At 75.6% G+C, this 16,644-nt stretch carries 15 protein-coding genes; 4 read left to right on the top strand and 11 right to left on the bottom strand.

Going from position 1 to position 16,644, the window contains the following annotated elements:
- Positions 1-3 precede the first annotated feature (3 nt).
- Both hemB and IPL61_04295 read right to left on the bottom strand, forming a co-directional pair.
- On the bottom strand, positions 4-981 hold the full coding sequence (gene hemB / locus IPL61_04300) for a porphobilinogen synthase (protein MBK9030552.1): 978 nt from the start codon (positions 979-981) through the stop codon (positions 4-6).
- Positions 968-1,705 (bottom strand): uroporphyrinogen-III synthase, encoded by a 738-nt coding sequence (locus tag IPL61_04295; GenBank protein MBK9030551.1) that lies wholly within the window; start codon positions 1,703-1,705, stop codon positions 968-970. Before IPL61_04295 ends, hemB begins: the two co-directional genes overlap by 14 nt.
- Positions 1,706-1,833: 128 nt before the next feature.
- Between IPL61_04295 and IPL61_04290 the strand changes: the two genes are divergently transcribed.
- Both IPL61_04290 and IPL61_04285 read left to right on the top strand, forming a co-directional pair.
- A complete protein-coding gene (locus tag IPL61_04290; GenBank protein ID MBK9030550.1) occupies positions 1,834-2,256 on the top strand; it encodes a hypothetical protein in 423 nt (140 codons plus the stop codon).
- A gap of 11 nt (positions 2,257-2,267) precedes the next feature.
- Positions 2,268-2,783, top strand: a complete 516-nt coding sequence (locus tag IPL61_04285; protein ID MBK9030549.1) for a DUF192 domain-containing protein — start codon at positions 2,268-2,270, stop codon at positions 2,781-2,783.
- A gap of 491 nt (positions 2,784-3,274) precedes the next feature.
- On the opposite strand, the gene IPL61_04280 is transcribed toward IPL61_04285, so the two are convergent.
- From IPL61_04280 to IPL61_04260, 5 genes are all read right to left on the bottom strand, one after another.
- Entirely contained in the window at positions 3,275-4,198 is a 924-nt protein-coding gene (locus tag IPL61_04280) for a hypothetical protein (GenBank protein MBK9030548.1), read from the bottom strand.
- Between the two features lie 71 nt (positions 4,199-4,269).
- The gene (locus IPL61_04275; GenBank protein ID MBK9030547.1) at positions 4,270-4,755 is read right to left on the bottom strand and encodes a hypothetical protein; all 486 of its coding nucleotides are present in this window, start codon (positions 4,753-4,755) and stop codon (positions 4,270-4,272) included.
- Positions 4,752-6,044: a cation:proton antiporter gene (locus tag IPL61_04270; GenBank protein MBK9030546.1), complete on the bottom strand. Its 1,293-nt coding sequence runs from the start codon at positions 6,042-6,044 to the stop codon at positions 4,752-4,754. The genes IPL61_04275 and IPL61_04270 overlap by 4 nt, the downstream gene beginning before the upstream one ends.
- Positions 6,041-6,775: a methyltransferase domain-containing protein gene (locus IPL61_04265; GenBank protein MBK9030545.1), complete on the bottom strand. Its 735-nt coding sequence runs from the start codon at positions 6,773-6,775 to the stop codon at positions 6,041-6,043. The genes IPL61_04270 and IPL61_04265 overlap by 4 nt, the downstream gene beginning before the upstream one ends.
- A gap of 66 nt (positions 6,776-6,841) precedes the next feature.
- Complete coding sequence (locus tag IPL61_04260) at positions 6,842-7,309, bottom strand: cyclic nucleotide-binding domain-containing protein (GenBank protein ID MBK9030544.1); 468 nt, start codon at positions 7,307-7,309, stop codon at positions 6,842-6,844.
- Between the two features lie 36 nt (positions 7,310-7,345).
- On the opposite strand from IPL61_04260, the gene sppA reads away from it, so the two are divergent.
- Complete coding sequence (gene sppA, locus IPL61_04255) at positions 7,346-9,892, top strand: signal peptide peptidase SppA (GenBank protein ID MBK9030543.1); 2,547 nt, start codon at positions 7,346-7,348, stop codon at positions 9,890-9,892.
- Here the strand turns inward: sppA and IPL61_04250 are convergent.
- From IPL61_04250 to IPL61_04240, 3 genes are all read right to left on the bottom strand, one after another.
- Positions 9,866-10,240, bottom strand: coding sequence for a hypothetical protein (locus tag IPL61_04250; GenBank protein ID MBK9030542.1), 375 nt, complete (start codon positions 10,238-10,240; stop codon positions 9,866-9,868). The two genes, sppA and IPL61_04250, sit on opposite strands and share 27 nt — an antisense overlap.
- Before the next feature lie 46 nt (positions 10,241-10,286).
- The gene (locus IPL61_04245) at positions 10,287-11,246 is read right to left on the bottom strand and encodes an RluA family pseudouridine synthase (GenBank protein MBK9030541.1); all 960 of its coding nucleotides are present in this window, start codon (positions 11,244-11,246) and stop codon (positions 10,287-10,289) included.
- Positions 11,247-11,437: 191 nt separating this feature from the next.
- Positions 11,438-14,332: a sigma 54-interacting transcriptional regulator gene (locus tag IPL61_04240; protein ID MBK9030540.1), complete on the bottom strand. Its 2,895-nt coding sequence runs from the start codon at positions 14,330-14,332 to the stop codon at positions 11,438-11,440.
- A gap of 68 nt (positions 14,333-14,400) precedes the next feature.
- Here IPL61_04240 and IPL61_04235 point away from each other — a divergent pair, with 68 nt between their 5' ends.
- Complete coding sequence (locus IPL61_04235; GenBank protein ID MBK9030539.1) at positions 14,401-15,849, top strand: sigma 54-dependent Fis family transcriptional regulator; 1,449 nt, start codon at positions 14,401-14,403, stop codon at positions 15,847-15,849.
- Between the two features lie 16 nt (positions 15,850-15,865).
- On the opposite strand, the gene IPL61_04230 is transcribed toward IPL61_04235, so the two are convergent.
- A complete protein-coding gene (locus IPL61_04230) occupies positions 15,866-16,615 on the bottom strand; it encodes a response regulator (GenBank protein ID MBK9030538.1) in 750 nt (249 codons plus the stop codon).
- Positions 16,616-16,644: the final 29 nt, after the last annotated feature.

Raw genomic sequence — 16,644 nt, 5'->3', positions numbered from 1 at the left:
CGGCTACGCCTTCGCGAGCAGCTGGGCGGCCAGCATCGCGTGGTAGGTGATCAAGATGTCGGCGCCGGCGCGGCGCATGCCGGTCAGGGTCTCGAGCACCGTGCGATCGCGATCGATCCAGCCGTTGGCGGCCGCGGCCTCGATCATCGCGTACTCGCCGCTGACGTTGTAGCAGGCGATCGGCAGGTTGACCTCGTCGGCGACGACGCGGATCACGTCGAGGTAGGCCAGCGCCGGCTTGACCATGACGATGTCGGCGCCCTCGCTGACGTCCATCGTCACCTCGCGCACGGCCTCGGCCGCGTTGGCCGGATCCATCTGGTAGCCGCGGCGGTCGCCGTACTGCGGCGTGCTGTCGACCGCGTCGCGGAACGGGCCGTAGTAGGCCGACGCGTACTTGGCCGAGTACGCCATGATCGAGGTGTTCGTGAAGCCGTCCTCGTCGAGCGACTCGCGGCAGGCGCCGACGAAGCCGTCGAGCATCCCCGACGGCGCGACGATGTCGACGCCGGCGCGGGCGTAGGACACGACCGTCCGGGCCAGGTTCTCGAGCGACGCGTCGTTGTCGAGCGCGCGCTCGTGGACCACGCCGCAGTGGCCGTGATCGGTGTACTCGCAGAAGCACGCGTCGGCGGCCACGACCAGCTCGGGCACGCGCTTCTTGATGGCCTTGATCGCGCGCTGGACCACGCCGTTGGCCGACCACGCCTCGGATCCGACCGCGTCCTTCTTCTCGGGGATGCCGAACAGGATCACCGACGGGATGCCGGCGTCGTACGCGGCGGCGGCGGCGTCGACGGCCTTGTCGACCGACCACACGTGCTGGCCCGGCATCGAGGTGATCGGCTTGGCCACGCCCTGGCCCGGCGCGCAGAACAGCGGGTAGCACAGGTTGTCGACCGACAGCCGGGTCTCGCGGACCATGCGACGGAGGCCCTCGGTCCGGCGGACGCGGCGCGCGCGGTAGTCAGGGAAGTTCATGGCCGTCTGGATACACCGAGGCCAGCGCCGCCGCCATGCCGGCCGGGTCCGGGGTGGCGGCGACCGCAGCGGTCGCGACCCCGCGCTCGATCAGCGCCGCGGCGGTCGTCGGGCCGATCGCCACCAGCGGGGGCAAGCGCCGCAGGTCGACCAGCGCGGCGAGCGCCTGCACCTGCGACGGGGCGAACACCAGGCACGCGGCGGCGCCGGCCAGCGCGGCCAGCCCCGGCGCCAGGGCCGGATCGTCGGCCGGGCGCGGCTCGAGCCGGTAGGCCACGACCGGCAGCACGGTCGCGCCGGCCGCGGTCAGGATGGCCAGGGCGTCATCGCGGCCGCCGGCGGCGCGCGGGGCCAGGAGCGTTGCGCCCCCCAGGCCCCGGGCCGCGAGCGCGTGGGCGGCGGAGGCGCCGTCGTCCCCGAGTGACTCGGCGGTCAGGCCGGCGGCGCGGGCCGCGGCCGCGGTGCGGGCGCCGACGGTGAAGGCGCGCGGCGGCGCGATGCCCGCGGTCAGCAAGGCGGCGACCGCGGGCGCCACCGCGCGGGCGCTGGCCAGCCACAGGCCGGTGAGCCCAGGGGTCGCGATCGCCTCCAGCAGCGCCACCACCTCGTCCGGCGTGGGCGGGCGCTCGTGCACCAGCGGCAGCGCGATCAGCTCGACCCGCGGTCCCAGCGCGGCGGCGTAGGCGTCGAGCTCGTCGGGGTTCCGGGTCGCCACTACCCGCACGGGGACGACCGTACCAGGACGGCTGACCCCACGGGGAGCCATGGCCGCTCGACTAGCCACGCCAGGAGCGGTCAACGCCGGTGATCAGCGCGCCGGGCGCTGGCGCGGCGCTTGCTTTGGTCGAACGCGTGCTGCCGCTGTTCGTCCTGCCCTGGATCGCCCTCGCGACTCCGACCGCGCCGCCGATGGCCGCGGGGACCGACTGCGCCGACGCCGCGCGGGCCGAGCTGCAGGTCGCTGGCGGCTACGACGCGGTCCGGGTCGTGACCGCGCCGGGCGCGCCGGGCGCGTCGGTCGTCGTGTCGGTGGCTGGGGCCGATCGCTGGACGTCGCTGACGGCGCGGGCCGGCGGCCCGACGTCCCTGTCGCTCGCGCCCGGCGCTGACGGGCCGGTGCTGGTCGCGGTCGAGCCCGATCTCGACGCGGTCGTCGGCGCGTGCGTGCAGCGGGTCGAGCTCCTGCGCGGCGGCGAGGTGATCGCGCGCCTCGACCTCGTGCCCGCGGCCGCCGCGGTCGACCTCGCGCCTGCAGCCGCGGCCGGTTCCTGGTAGCTTCCGGCGCGATGCGTCGACCGATCTTGCTCGCCTCGCTCGCCGCGGCCGCGTGCTCGCGCGCGCCGGCCCGGACCCACGGTCAGGATGGCCCGTCGACCGCGCCGCCCACGGGACCGGCGCAGCCGCCGCCGACCGTGCCGACCGCGGCGATCACGCTGGCCGGCACCGCCGGGACCACGGTGGTCCACGCCGAGGTCGTGAAGTCGCCGGGCCGGGTCCAGAAGGGCCTGATGTACCGCAAGTTCCTCGCCGACGACGCCGGGATGCTGTTCCTGATGGGCGACGTCGACGATCACCACTTCTGGATGCACAACACGCTGATCGCGCTCGACATCATGTTCATCGGCGAGGACCTGAAGGTGGTCGGCATCCTCGAGAACATGCAGCCCCTCGACGAGCGCTCGCGCGGCGTCGGCGCGCCGTCGCTGTACGTGCTCGAGGTCAACGGCGGCTGGGCCAAGGCCCACGGCGTCGCCGCCGGCACGCAGGTCACCTTCGACGGCGTCGACGCCGCCGCGCTGTAGCGCCCGTCCTGGCCGCGCGCCGGGCGCGGCGGCGCGACCTGGCCGATGCCCGAGCGCACGCGGGGCGAGCTCGCCGCGCGCCGGGCGCGGCGGCGCGACGTGGCCGATGGCCGAGCGCAAGCGGCGCGAGCTCGACGATGGCCGAGCGCAAGCGGCGCGAGCTCGACGATGGCCGAGCGCAAGCGGCGCGACCTGGCCGATGGCCGAGCGCACGCGGCGCGCGCGCAGGGCGCGCAGGGCCATGTCGTGGAGCCGCTTCTCGACGTGCCGCCGCAGCCCGGCGCCGACCTCGGACCTCGGAGCGCCCCTGCACCTGCCTGGGGCCCCAGCGCATGCTGGGGGGAGGAGCTTTGCGAAAGCTCCTCCGAGGTCGGGCGGGCCACGCGCTCGGGGACGATCGCGCGCGCACGCAGAACGATCCGGGCCGTTTCAGGAGGGGGGCCCCAGCGCATGCTGGGGGGAGGAGCTTTGCGAAAGCTCCTCCCAGTAACTCAGAACCGGCCGACGGCGACGGCGGCGGCGCCGCCCGAGGTCGGCACGATCGCGAGCGTCGGGCGCGCGCGCTGGCGATCGCGCCAGTACAGGTACCCGGCGGTGCCGAGCGACGCGACGCCGGCGCCGACCAGCAGCCAGCCGCCGGTGCCGGTGTCGCGCACCTCGGGGCAGGTCGGGACCGGGCAGGTCGGGTCGCCGTCGACCGACACCAGGTACGCGCCCGCGATCAGCGCCACGACGCCGACGCTGGCGACGCCGTAGGGCACGAACCGCAGGTTGCTGCGCGGCCGGCGGGCGACCGGCGCCTCGAGCGTGAGCGTGACGGTCTCGGCCGCGGCCTCGACGAAGATCTCGCGGGTCGCGGTGCCGATCACGACGGTGTGCGGCCCCGCGGTGAGCGAGCCCGACCACGGCGACGTGCCGCGCGTGGTGCCGTCGATCGTGAAGGCGGCGTCGATCGGCGTCGTGACCAGCGCGACCGCGACCGGATCGTCGTCGGCGGCGTCGACCAGCTCGGTCACCAGGGCCCGGGCCCGGCCGACCGCCTCGCCCATCGTACAGGTCTCGCAGTCCTCGCGCCGGCGGCGCAGCGCGCGGCCGCGATCGTCGACGATCGCGGCGGTCATCGCGAAGCGGTCGTGGAAGTCGCCGGTGATCGCGACGGTGACCACGACGCCGCGGGGCGCGCCCGAGGCGGTGAGCACGGTCGACGCGCACGCGGGCGTCGCGCACGTGCCCGGCGCCGGGCCGTCGTGACCGAGCGCGGCGGCGATCCCATCGGTGATCGCGCCGGCGGCCTCGGGCGACGGCGCCCCGTCGACCGCGACCCCGGCCAGCGGCGGCGCCGCGACGGCGGTGCCCGCGCTGGCCGCGATGGCGCCTCCGATCGCGAAGACGAGCGCGCATCCGCGGGGCCGCATCGCGGGCACACTAACACGGCGTCGCTGGGCGCGCGCGCTCGCGGCGTCGCTGGGCGCGCGCGGTCACCTCGTCATTGGGCGCGGGCGATCGCGGCGTCGAGCTCGGCGGGCGACAGCTGATGGTCGAGCCGATCCGTGACCCGCCCGGCGCGGTCGAGCACGATCGTCATGGGGACCTGCGTGATGCGCCCGAGCGGTCCGCCGCCGGCGCGGGTGGCGTCGTCGCCCAGGGCGATCAGGTACGGCACCGCGGTCGCGGCGCGCCACGGCGCCACCAGCGGGTAGCCCTCGGGATCGAGCGCCAGGCCGATCACGGTGACGTCGGGCCGGGCGTCGGCGGCGGCCAGCGCGTCGCGCTCGAGATCGGCGGCGAGGGACCAGGTCGTGAACACGTGGATGACCACGATCTGGCCGCGCAGCTCGGCCAGGCCGAGCTCGCCGCCGTCGAGGGCGGCCAGGCGCGCGTCGAGCGGCGGGCCGAGCGGGCGGGCCGGCGCCGGTGCGCCGCCGCAGCCAGCCAGCGCCAGCGCGAGCGCCGCGACGGCCGCGGGCCTCACGGCGTCGACGCCCGCGCGGGCGCGGCCTTGAGCGACCACGCCAGCAGCGGCGGGGTCACGATCGTGGTGATCATCACGACCAGGACCACGGCGGCGTAGGTCGTCGGGCCGATCACCGGCTGCCCGCCCAGGGTCAGGTTGGCGCCGGTGGCCGCGAAGATCAGCCCGACCTCGCCGCGCGGGATCATGCCGAGGCCGACCGAGCGCTTGTGGACGCCGTCGCCGAACGCGACCAGCGCGCACGCCTGCTTGCCGACGATCGCGGCCACGGTCAGCGCGCCGGCCAGCGCCAGCGCCTCGGTGTTGGCGAACGCCTTCAGATCGACCCGGGCGCCGGTCAGGACGAAGAACAGCGGCGTCAGGACCTGGCCGACCGGCTCGAGCTGGGTCTCGAGCGGGCGGTCGCCCTTGACCAGGTGGTCGTGGAAGACGACCTCGTCGAGGACCAGCCCGGCCGCGAACGCGCCGACGATCGGCGCCAGCCCGACCTCGTGGGCGGCGTACGCGACCGCGAGGCAGAACGCGAACGAGGTCGCGATCAGCACGCCGTGGACCTTGAGCACGCTGGCCGCGCGGTACAGGCGCTTCGACACCGGGTGGCCCAGCACGATCGCCACCGCCAGGAACCCGACCGCCTTGCCGACGATCGTCAGGATCGCCGCCGCGTCGAGCGCGCGGCCGCCGTCGGCGCTGGTGACGACGCCCGACACCACCGCCAGCACGATCAGCCCGAGCACGTCGTCGATCACCGCGGCGCCGAGCACGACCCGCCCGGTCGGCGAGTCGATCTGGCCGAGGTCCTTGAACACCCGCGCGGTGATGCCGACCGAGGTCGCGGTGAGGATCGCGCCGATGAACAGGTGCGTGTGCCAGGTGCGGTCGGGCGCGAGCGCCGCGTGCAGGCCGTAGCCCATCGCCATCGGCAGGATCACGCCGACGCACGCGACCGCGAACGCGGCGGCGCCGACCTTGGCCATCTGGCTCATGTTCGACTCGAGCCCGACCTGGAACAGCAACAGGATGACCCCGAGCTCGGCCAGGAACGCCAGGTTGCCGTCGGCCAGCGCGAACTCGAGATCGTGCCAGCCGACGAGGCCGAGGTTGCCGATGATGATGCCGGCCGCGAGCTCGCCGAGCACCGCCGGCATGCCGATCCGGGTCAGCAGGTCGCCGCCGAGCTTGGCGAACACCAGGAACCCGGCGATGACGAGGAGCAGCTTGGGCTCGAAGCCCCCGGTCGAGCCGCCGAGCAGGACCACCGCCGTGAGCGCGACCGCCGCGCGCTTCATCGCCCGGGCCCGGTCGGCTTGGTCGCGATCACGACGTACTGGTGCGGCAGCGACTCCTCGGCGACGTGCGCGACCAGCCCGGCCGCGGTCAGCTCGGCCACGACGATCCCCGGCGCCAGCCGCGCCGCCACCGGCGGGCCCATCGGCGCGGCCAGATCGAAGTCGACCACCGCCAGCGTGCTGCCGGGGCGCAGCGCGGCGGCCAGCTTGGCGGCGTACGCGGCGCGATCCGGCAGGTGGTGCCAGGTGTCGACGATCAGGATCCGATCGACGGCGGCCAGCGGCAGGGCCGGGTCGTCGGGCGTCACCACGCGCGCGACGACGTTGCTCCACAGCTCGCGCTGGGCGCGCTCGGTGATGTACGCGACCATCGTCGGCTCGGTGTCGAGCGCGAGGATCTGGCCGGCGCCGCCGACCGCGCGGGTCAGATAGCGCTCGAAGTAGCCGGTGCCGGCGCCGATGTCGGCGACGGTGTGGCCGGGCCCGGGATCGAGCAGCGCGACCACCTCGGCGGGCTTCTGCCACGCGTCGCGCGCGGGATCGTCGAACACCTTGGCCCAGGCCGTGGCGTCGGCGAAGTCGTGGTCGACGTGGCCGGCGTGGTGGTCGTGGCCGGCGTGGTGCGCGGCCGCGTGATCGGGCGGCGGCGGTGGTGGCGCCGGGTGCGCGGCGCCCCCGCACGCGGCGGCGGCCGCCGTGCCCAGGGCGAACAACAGGAGGCGAGCGGTCACGGCCCGAAGCTACCGCGAGACCGCGCCGGCGCCGTCACCCGGGGAAGCGAATCCGTCCGCGCGGGCTCACACCAGCGAGCCGGCGAGCCAGTCGGCCAGCTCGCCGACCGACGACACCATCCGGTTGGCCTCGCGCAGCCGCTCGGACAAGGTCTTGACGACCTCGACCAGGAGCGCGCTGCCGGCCCGGGGATCGTGGCGGAGCAGCTGCTGCAGCTCGAGGTAGGGCAGGCGGAACAGGAACGTCGACGCGGCCGCGGTGACCGTGGCCGAGCGCGGCGCCGGCTCGACCAGCGCCATCTCGCCGAAGAAGCTGCCGGCCGCCAGGCGCGCGAGCGGGTGGCCGGCCTTGGACACCTCGACCTCGCCGGTCAGCACCAGGTACAGCGCGTCGCCGAGGCTGCCCTCGGTGACCACGACCTCGCCCGGGTTGAACGTCTCGAGCTCGCCGGCCCGGCTGATCCGGTTGAGGTGATCGGGCCCGACCCGCGCCAGCAAGGGATGGTGCTCAAGCAGCCGCGCCGTCGTCGACACGATCGCGACTATACGCGGATGGTAGGCTCGCGCGCGATGAAACGCCGCGCCGTCGTGACGATCACCTGGGCCGTGATGGTGGGCGCCGCGCCCGCGTGGGCCCAGGTCGCCCCGGGCCGCTACGCCGATGACTCGACCCGCGGCGTCGAGCTACCGGCCACGCCGCTGGCCGGCGATCAGGACGCGCGCGCCACCGTCGTCAACCCGGGCGGGCTGTACTTCCTCGACGGTCAGAGCGTGGTCGGCGTGATCAGCGGCGCCGGCGCCGAAAATGCCGTCGCGCTCGGCCCGGGCCTCGGCGCGTTCGCGGCCACGCCGCTGGGCGGTCGGTTCCTGCCGCGGTTCGCGGTCGCGGCCGGGCTCGAGGTCGGGCTGCCGGCGCGCGCGGCGGTGGCGCCGGACCCTGGCACGCCGGTGCGCGCGACCGTGGCCGCGGCCTACGCGCCCTGGGCCGGCTGGGGCGTCGGGCTGGCGTGGCACCGCTTCTTCGGCGACAGCGTCGCCGCGGGCACATCGACGGTCGACGTCGGCGTCGCCAACCGCTGGGGCAACCACCTGGCGTTCGGCGCGGTGGCGCGCGATCTCAACGCGCCGCGGGTCGCCGGCGCCGCGATCCACCGACGGTTCGAGGCCGAGCTGGGCGTGCGGCCGCTCGGCAGCGATCGGCTCGAGATCGGGCTCGGCGGCGTCGTGGCCGAGCCGGCCGGCCGGCGCGACGTCGACGCCGGGGGCTGGCTGCGGCTGTCGGCCAAGGTCGTGCCGGGCGTGTTCGTCGAGGCCACCGGCGAGAGCCGGGCGCTGACCCGGCTCGTCACGACCGGCACCGGCGAGGTCCGGGCCGAGGCCGAGCGCGACGTGCGCCTGACCGCCGGGCTGTCGGTGACGTTCGGCCAGGTCGGCGTGGCCGCCTACGGCAGCGCCCGGGTCGGCGACGGCGTGGTCGCGCCCGGCGGGGCGCTGGTCGCGCGCTGGTCGGAGCGGCCGGGCCCGAGCGTGCTCGGCGCCGGCGCGCGGCTCGAGCGGATCGAGCTGTCGGGCGCGCAGTCGGCGCGCGCGATCGTCGCGACCGCGCTGCGGCTCCGGGCGATCGCCCGCGACCCCGACGTGCGCGGCGTGATCCTGGCGATCGACGGCGTCGGCGCCGGCTGGGCCTCGCTCGAGGAGCTGCGCCGCGAGGTGGCGCGGGTCCGCGCCCGCGGCAAGAAGGTGTTCGCGTACCTGGTCGGCGCGACCGCGCGCGACTACTGGCTGGCGTGCGCCGCCGACAAGATCTACCTCGACCCCGGCGGCGGCGTGCGCCTGATCGGGTTCGCCGGCACGACGCTGTACCTGAAGGGCCTGTTCGATCACCTCGGCGTGCGCGCGCAGTTCGAGAAGATCGCCGAGTACAAGAGCGCGCCCGAGCAGTACACCGAGGTCGGGGCCACCGAGGCGGCGGCGCGCATGCGCGACGCGCTCTACGACGGCATGTGGGCGACGTTCGTCGACGGCATCGCCGCCAGCCGGGGGCTGTCGCCCGACGTCGTGCGCGAGCTGGTCGACGGCGGCCCCTACAGCGCCGGCCAGCTGGCCGACGATCACCGCCTGATCGACGCGGTCGGCGACCCCGAGCGCGTGGTCGAGCTGATCGCCCACGAGCTGGGCGGCCTGGCGCCGCTGGGGGTGGCGCCGCGGGTCCGGGACGATCGCTGGCAGCGCCCCGGCGTCGCGATCATCTACGCCGACGGCGACATCATCGACGGCCCGTCGCGCACGATCCCGGTGCTCGGGCGCAAGCTGGTCGGGGGCGAGACCCTGGCCGGCCTGATCGCGGCGGCCCGGGCCAGCCCGGCGGTGGCGGCGATCGTGCTGCGGATCGACTCGCCCGGCGGCAGCGCGCTGGCGTCGGAGCTGATGGCGCGCGAGGTCTTCGCGACCCGCAAGGTCAAGCCGATCATCTGCTCGATGGGCGACGTCGCGGCCTCGGGCGGCTACTTCCTGGCCGCCGGCTGCGATCAGATCCTGGCGTCGGAGACCACGATCACCGGCTCGATCGGCATCTTCTACGGCAAGTTCGATCTGTCGGGCCTGATGGCCAAGCTCGGCGTCACGACCGAGACCTTCCGCCGCGGCGCCCGCGCCGACATGGAGAGCTACTTCCGGCCGTACACCGAGGAGGAGCGCGCGGTGCTCCTCGATCGGCTGCGCTACTTCTACGGGCGCTTCACCGACGCGGTCAGCCGCGGGCGCGGGCTGACCGTGGCCCGGGTCGACGAGCTCGGCCGCGGCCACGTCTGGACCGGGCGCCAGGCCCGGGCGATCGGCCTGGTCGATCAGATCGGCGGCATCACCGACGCGATCGAGCTGGCCAAGGTCCGGGCCGGGCTCGGCGCCGACGCCCGGGTCCGGATCATCGAGCTGCCGCGGTCGTCGCCGGGGCTGCTCGGCGCGGTGGCCGGCCTGCTGGGCGTGTCGGCGGCGACCGAGCCGTCGGTGCTCGACCTGCCGATCGTCCGGGCCGCGCTGACCGCGGTCCCGCCGGCGGTGCTGATCACGCCGGGCGGGGCCCAGGCGCGGCTACCGTTCGACGTCGTCTGGGAGTGACGGCGCGGCGCCGGCGTCGCGGGCGTCGGCCGGATCGCGCGTCGGGCCGGCGGCGTCGGTGACCCCGGCGTCGCGGGCGTCGGCCGGATCGCGCGCGGGGGCGTCGTCGTCGTCGTCGCCGGCGTCGGCGCTGCCATCGACCGCGGCGTCGGGCGGATCGATCATCGGCGGGATCGGCCAGTAGTCGGCGGGCGGCGGTGGATCGGTCTTGCACCGCATCACGCCGAACCCGAGGCCGAGGTTGATCGACATGATCAAGACCATGCCGCCGGCGGTCGTCAGCCAGTAGCGACGGTGCTTGCGATCGAACGGCTTGGCGCGGTCCTTCAGAGCCCGATCTGGTAGCACGGTCGCGCGACCCCGAGCGAGGGTGCGACCGTGCGCCGCGGCCGCGTCAGCGCTGGGCCGCGAGGAACGCGGCCAGGTCCCACGCCAGCGGCGCGACCGCCTCGAGCGGCGCGCCGGTGCGCGGGTGCGGGACGCGCAGCCGGTGGGCGTGCAGGGCGTGGCGCGGCAGCTGGAACTGCGTGGCGAGGGCTCGGGTCATGCCGTGGTCGCAGAACGCGATGAACGCGGCGTCGCCGTGGGCGTACAGCTTGTCGCCGACGATCGGGAACCCGGCGTGGGCCAGGTGGGCGCGGATCTGGTGCTGGCGGCCGGTCACCAGGTCGCAGCGCACCAGCGCGTACGCGCCCGCGCGCTCGAGCACGCTGACCTTGGTGATCGCGGGCAGGCCGTCGGCCCGGACCACCATCCGCACGCCCGGCAGGCGGGTGCCGTCAGCGCGGGTCGACAGCGCCAGCGGCGCGTCGAGCACGACCGGCGCGACGGCGCCGTCGGCGTCGGGCCAGCTCGGCTGGCCGTGGCAGATCGCCAGGTAGGTCTTGGCGGCGCGCTTGTGCTCGAACGCGCCCTTGAGCGCGGCCGCCGCCTCCTTGTGCGCCGCCAGCGCCAGCGCGCCCGAGGTCTCGCGATCGAGCCGGTGGCCGAGCTGCCAGGGCGTGTCGGGGAAGCGTTCGGCCACGACCCGGTGCAGCGTGTTCCAGTAGAACTTCGCCGACGCGTGCACCGGCAGGCCGGCGGGCTTGTCGACGATCATCACGTCGCCGTCCTGGTAGAGCACGTCGAAGGTGCGCGGGCACGGCGGCTCGGCCTTGGCCGCGCGCCGCAGCACCAGCTCGTCGCCGGCGGCCACGGTCATGCTCGAGCGCGGCCGGCGGCCGTCGGCCCGGGTGAGCTGGGTGGCGATGACCGCCTGGATGCGCGTGCGCGACAGCCGCGGGATGATCCGCACCAGGTAGTGATCGAGCCGCAGCCCGGCCAGCTCCTCGGTCACGACCAGCCGGCGCTCGATGACCTGGGGCGCGCCGCTGGCGTCGAGGTGGGCGCGGGCGCCGAGGTCGACGCCCGGGCGCGGCGCCCACCACGGCCCGAGGTCGGCGAACGCGTCGGGCGCGGCGTCGGCCGGCGCGCCGTCGTCCCCGGCGCCGTCGTCGTCGGGCCCGGCCAGGTCGGCCGCGGCGAGCTCGTCGTCGTCCTCGTCGATCACGGCGGCCCGCGGAAGGAGGCCAGGTCGAGGCCGAGGCGGCGCATGCGGTTGTAGATCGTCGCCCGCGACAGACCGAGCGCGCGCGCCACCGCCGGGATCCGCCCGTGGTAGCGATCGAGCGCCGCGATCAGCAGGTCGCGCTCGGCCGAGGCCGCGGTCGGCAGCGGCGTCGCGGGCGGGCCCGGCGCGGGCGCCGGCGCCCCGAGCGGGGGCGGCGTCGACGCCGGCGTGGTCCGCTGGCCTAGCGGCACCGGCAGCGCGCCGACGATCGTCGCGTCGGGCGGCGCCAGCGCCACCGCGCTCTCGATGACGTGCTCGAGCTCGCGCACGTTGCCGGGCCACGAGTGCGCCACGAGCGCGGCGGCCACGTCGGGCGCGATCCGGGCCAGGCGCTTGCCCGACGCGGTCGCGTGGCGACGCAGGAAGTGCTCGGTCAGCGCGGTGACGTCGCCCGGGCGCTCCCGCAGCGGCGGCACGACGATGTGGATGACCCGCAGCCGGTAGAACAGGTCGCGGCGGAACAGGCCGCGCGCGACGTCGTCGTCGAGCTCGCGGTTGGTCGTCGCGATGATCCGGCAGGTGACCGGGAGCTCGCGGGCGCCGGCGAGGCGCGACACGGTCTTCTCCTGCAGCACGCGCAGGAGCTTGACCTGCATCTCGAGCGGCATGTCGCCGATCTCGTCGAGCAGGAGCGTGCCGCCCTCGGCGATCTCGAACTTGCCGGGCCGGCCGCCCTTGCGCGCGCCGGTGAACGCGCCGGCCTCGTAGCCGAACAGCTCGCTCTCGAGCAGATCGCGCGGGATCGCGGCGCAGTTGACGGCGACGAAGGGGCCGGCCGCGCGCGGCGACGCGTTGTGGACCGCCTGGGCCAGCACCTCCTTGCCGGTGCCGCTCTCGCCGGTCAGCAGCAGGCTGGCCTCGCTGCTGGCCGCGGCCTCGGCCAGCGCCCGCACGTGCCGCACCGCCGGGCTGTCGCCGATCAGATCGTCGAGCGTGTAGCGGGCGGTGGTGCCGACGATCCGGTACGCGAGGCTCGAGGCCCGGCGCAGCTCGGTCAGGGTCGCCACCAGCCCGGCGACCGCGCCGCGATCGTCGGTGACCAGGCGGGTCGAGATCAGGTGCTCGGTGGCGCCGATCGTCAGCGGGCGGCCGTCGAGCTCGTCGCCGCGGGCGATCGCGTCCTTCAGGACCGCGGCCAGCGCCCGGGTCTCAGCGCGCGCGGCCAGCGCGACCGCGGCGGGCGCGTCGACGGCGCCGGGCGGCAGGCCGAGCTGCCGCACCGCCGCCGGGTTGATCGCGGTCAGGCGCCCGGCCCGATCGACCGCGATCACGCCGTCGCCGATCGCCGCGAGCGTCGTCGCGGTCGTGCGCGCCGCCAGCCGCAGCTCGTCGGCGGCGCGGGCCCGATCGACGATGGCCGCGGCCTGGACCGCGAACACCGCCAGCAGATCGAGATCGCGCTCGGTGAACACGCCGCCCGACGGGGTCTTGTCGACCCAGATCGCGCCCACGACGGTGGCGCCGGCGCGGAGCGGCGCCACCATCGCCTGCCCGAGCGGCTGGCTGGGCGCGCCGCCGTCGGTGCGCCCGACCGCGGCCGCCGCGGCGGCCGCCGCCAGCGTCGGGCGAGCCGTCGGGCCCCGGGCGCTGACGAGCGCGGCGCGCCAGGGGCCGTCGTCGGTGGCGACCACGCCGACCGCGCCGCGGTGATCGTCGCCCAGCTCGACCACCGCGCGATCGCCGCCGACCAGCTGGCTGGCCAGCCGCGCGACCGCGTCGGGCAGCGCGGCGAAGTCGGTGATCTGGGCCAGCGCGCGGATCAGCTCGAGCAGGCCGCGGATGTTCTCGCGATCGACCACGACCGCGTTCGCGGCGGTCGCCAGGCGCTCGCCGGCGCTGGCCAGCGCGTGGAGCCGGGCGTCGAGCGCGGCCCGCAGCTCCGGCGCGGCGGCGTGGCCGACCGCGAGCGCGGCCTCGGCCACGGCCTGGCGCTGACCGCGCAGGTCGTCGAGCAGCGGCGCCAGCTCGATCGAGGCCACGCGATCGGTGGCGCGGCGGCCGAACCGGCGGAACGCGTCGCGGACCCGCTCGAGATCGCGCAGGCCGCCGCCGTCCCGGTACAGCTCGTGTGCGCGCGCCAGGTAGGCGGCCGCCGACTCGGTGGTGGCGCCGCGGGCCGCGGCCGCGCCCACGAGCAGGCCCAGCGCCAGCGACGCGTCGGCCTCGAGGCGGCGCAGGTCGGCGTCGGCGGCGATCGCGATGGCCTCGCGCCAGCTGGCCACCGCCGCCGGCAGGTCGTCGTCCCGATCGTGCAGCTCGGCCGCGGCCATCGCCACCACGACCAGCGTGCTCGGGCGGCCGGCGGCGCGGGCGTCGGCGCGGGCGGCCTCGATCAGCGCGCGCGCGGCCGGGCGCTGATCGCCGCGCGCGAGCAGGCGCGCCAGCGCGGCGGCGGCGCGGGCGTGGCCGTCGCGATCGCGCAGCGCCACGGTCGCGGCCTCGGCCGCGGTCACCAGATCGGTCGCGGTGGCGTCGTCGCCGCGCGCCGCCGCCGCCTCGCCCAGCGCCAGCTGGACCTGGGCCCGGAGCGCGTCGTCGCCCTCGGCCTCGGCGTGATCGAGCGCGCGGTCGAGGAACGCCAGCGCGCGATCCCCGTCGCCCCGCGCCGCGCACACCTCGGCCAGCGCCACCTCGACCCGGGCGGCGTCGCCGTGGCGCTCGAGCCCGGCCAGGCGCCGGCGCGCCTCCGACAGGAACCGCAGCGCCGCCTCGGGCTCGCCGCGCTCGCGGTGGCGCTCGCCCAGGGCCCACTCGGCGACGGCGCGGGCGTCGTCGTCGGCCGCGGCCGCCAGGCGTGCGGTGAGGGCGGTCAGGTCGGGCGGCGCGTCCACGGTCGGCGATACGGTAGCGCACCGGCACGGTCGCGGGCGCGCTTGGGCTACCATCGTGGACGGGCCCGATGAAGAAGTTCCCGGACTTCGTGCCGCCGACCAAGGTCGCGTTCCTCGAGCGCGGGCCGACGCTGCACCTGCGCCAGTGCATCCTGAGCGCGGTCGACACCGACGAGACCTGGACCTTCGAGAAGGACGAGATCCGGATCGGCTCGATGGACGACAACGACGTGGTCCTGCGCGACGACACGGTCTCGCGCTACCACTGCAAGATCGTCCAGGAGGACACCGGCTACGTGCTGGTCGATCTGCGCTCGACCAACGGCACCTTCGTCAACAAGGTCCGGATCCGCGAGGCGTTCCTCAAGCCCGGCTGCGCCGTCGGGGTCGGCCAGACCCCGCTGCGCTTCCACGCGCGCGAGGAGGAGGTGTCGATCGTGCCGTCGCGGGCCGATCGGCTGGGCGGGCTGATCGGCGGCAACGCCAAGATGCGCGAGATGTACTCGATCCTCGAGCGCATCGCCCCGACCAGCACGACCGTGGTCATCGAGGGCGAGACCGGCACGGGCAAGGAGGTCGTGGCCCAGACGATCCACAACCTGTCGCCGCGCGCCGGCCGCGAGCTGGTGGTCTTCGACTGCGGCGCGGTGCCGCCCAACCTGATCGAGAGCGAGCTGTTCGGTCACGAGAAGGGCAGCTTCACCGGCGCGGTCATGACCCGCGTGGGCCTGTTCGAGCTGGCCGACGGCGGCACGCTGTTCCTCGACGAGCTCGGCGAGCTGCCGCTCGATCTCCAGCCCAAGCTGCTGCGCGCGCTCGAGCAGCGCGAGGTGCGGCGGGTCGGCGGCGCCAAGACCGCCAAGGTCGACGTGCGGATCATCGCCGCCACCAACCGCAACCTCGAGGACGAGGTCCGGGCCGGGCGGTTCCGGCAGGACCTGTTCTACCGGCTCTCCGTCGTGCGCCTGCGGCTGCCGTCGCTGCGCGATCGCCCCGACGACATCGCGCCGCTGGTGCAGCACTTCCTCGACACCGCCGCCTACAACCTCGGCGCCGACGGCCGGCCCCGGGCGCGCGCGGTGTCGCGCGAGGCGCTGGCGGTGCTCGCGGCCTACGCCTGGCCCGGCAACGTGCGCGAGCTGGTCAACGTGGTCGAGCGGGCGGTGTCGTTCGCCGACGGCGAGGTGATCGACGTCGACGACCTGCCCGACAACCTGCGCGAGCAGGCGCGGCCGAGCCCGGGCGCCCGCGCGCTGACCGCCGAGCCCCGGACCGCCGCGGCGCCGCGGCCGCCCGACGAGCTGCTCGACGGCGTGACCTTCAAGGACGCCAAGGAGCGGTGGGTGTCGAGCTTCGAGCGCGACTACATCGTGTCGCTGCTCAAGCGCCACGGCGGCAACATCTCCCACGCCGCCCGCGACGCCGACATCGATCGCAAGTACTTCCGCAAGCTGATGAAGAAGTACGAGATCGAGGCGATGGGCGCGGTCAGCCCCGACGACGTCGACGACGAGTGACGCGGGGGCCGCGCGCTCACACCGTCAGGTCGTGCTGGGTCGACTCGTCGAGGCGGCGGGCGCCCTCGAGCAGCAGGTTCATGGTCGACGTCTGGACCCGGTCGACGCCCTCGACGTCGCACGTCGCCAGCTCGAACGCGCCGGTCGACCAGGCCAGCAGGTAGTAGACGCACTCGGCGTCGACCGGGCTCGGGCGATCGTCGAGGCGCGCGTGGACGACCCGGCCGGTGCGCACCAGGATCTGGGCCGAGCTGCCGGCGCCGTTGCGCAGCGTCAGCACGCCGGTCTTGCGCTCCATCTCGACCATCGTCAGCAGCGCGGCCAGGCCGATCTGCGCCAGGTCGCCGCGCAGCGACGGTCCCAGGAGGGTCTCGCGCGCCTCCTGGGCCATCGCCTGGGTGCGGCGCATGGTCTTGGCCACGCGCAGATCGAGCTCCTCGAACCGGAACGGCTTGGGCACGTAGTCGTCGGCGCCGAGCCGGAAGCCGCGGATGCGATCCTCGTCGGACGACAGCGCCGTCAGGAAGATCACCGGCAGCGTCGCCAGCTCGGGCCGCGCGCGCAGCGCCTTGACCAGGGCCCAGCCGTCCATCTTCGGCATCATCACGTCGGTGATCAGCAGGTCGGGCGGCGTCGCCAGCGCGCGCGACAGCGCCTCCTCACCGTCGGTCGCCGTCATGACCTCGTAGCCGCGCTTCTCGAGCACGGTCGCGACCATCCGCAAGATCCATGCATCGTCGTCGGCGACGAGGACAACCGGGGGCACGGTAGGAGGATAGTTGGGGGAGGCCGCGC

Source organism: Myxococcales bacterium, from assembly GCA_016717005.1.
Taxonomy (GTDB): Bacteria; Myxococcota_A; Polyangia; order Haliangiales; family Haliangiaceae; genus UBA2376.
The sequence above is the reverse complement of the archived record's forward strand: the minus strand, read 5'-3'. Positions and strand labels throughout refer to the sequence as shown.

Coding starts and splice junctions, on each gene's coding strand:
- IPL61_04285 (MBK9030549.1), top strand. CDS start 2,268: ATGCGTCGACCGATCTTGCTCGCCTCGCTCGCCGCGGCCGCGTGCTCG.
- sppA (MBK9030543.1), top strand. CDS start 7,346: ATGAAACGCCGCGCCGTCGTGACGATCACCTGGGCCGTGATGGTGGGC.
- IPL61_04235 (MBK9030539.1), top strand. CDS start 14,401: ATGAAGAAGTTCCCGGACTTCGTGCCGCCGACCAAGGTCGCGTTCCTC.
- IPL61_04270 (MBK9030546.1), bottom strand. CDS start 6,044: ATGAAGCGCGCGGCGGTCGCGCTCACGGCGGTGGTCCTGCTCGGCGGC.
- IPL61_04280 (MBK9030548.1), bottom strand. CDS start 4,198: ATGCGGCCCCGCGGATGCGCGCTCGTCTTCGCGATCGGAGGCGCCATC.
- hemB (MBK9030552.1), bottom strand. CDS start 981: ATGAACTTCCCTGACTACCGCGCGCGCCGCGTCCGCCGGACCGAGGGC.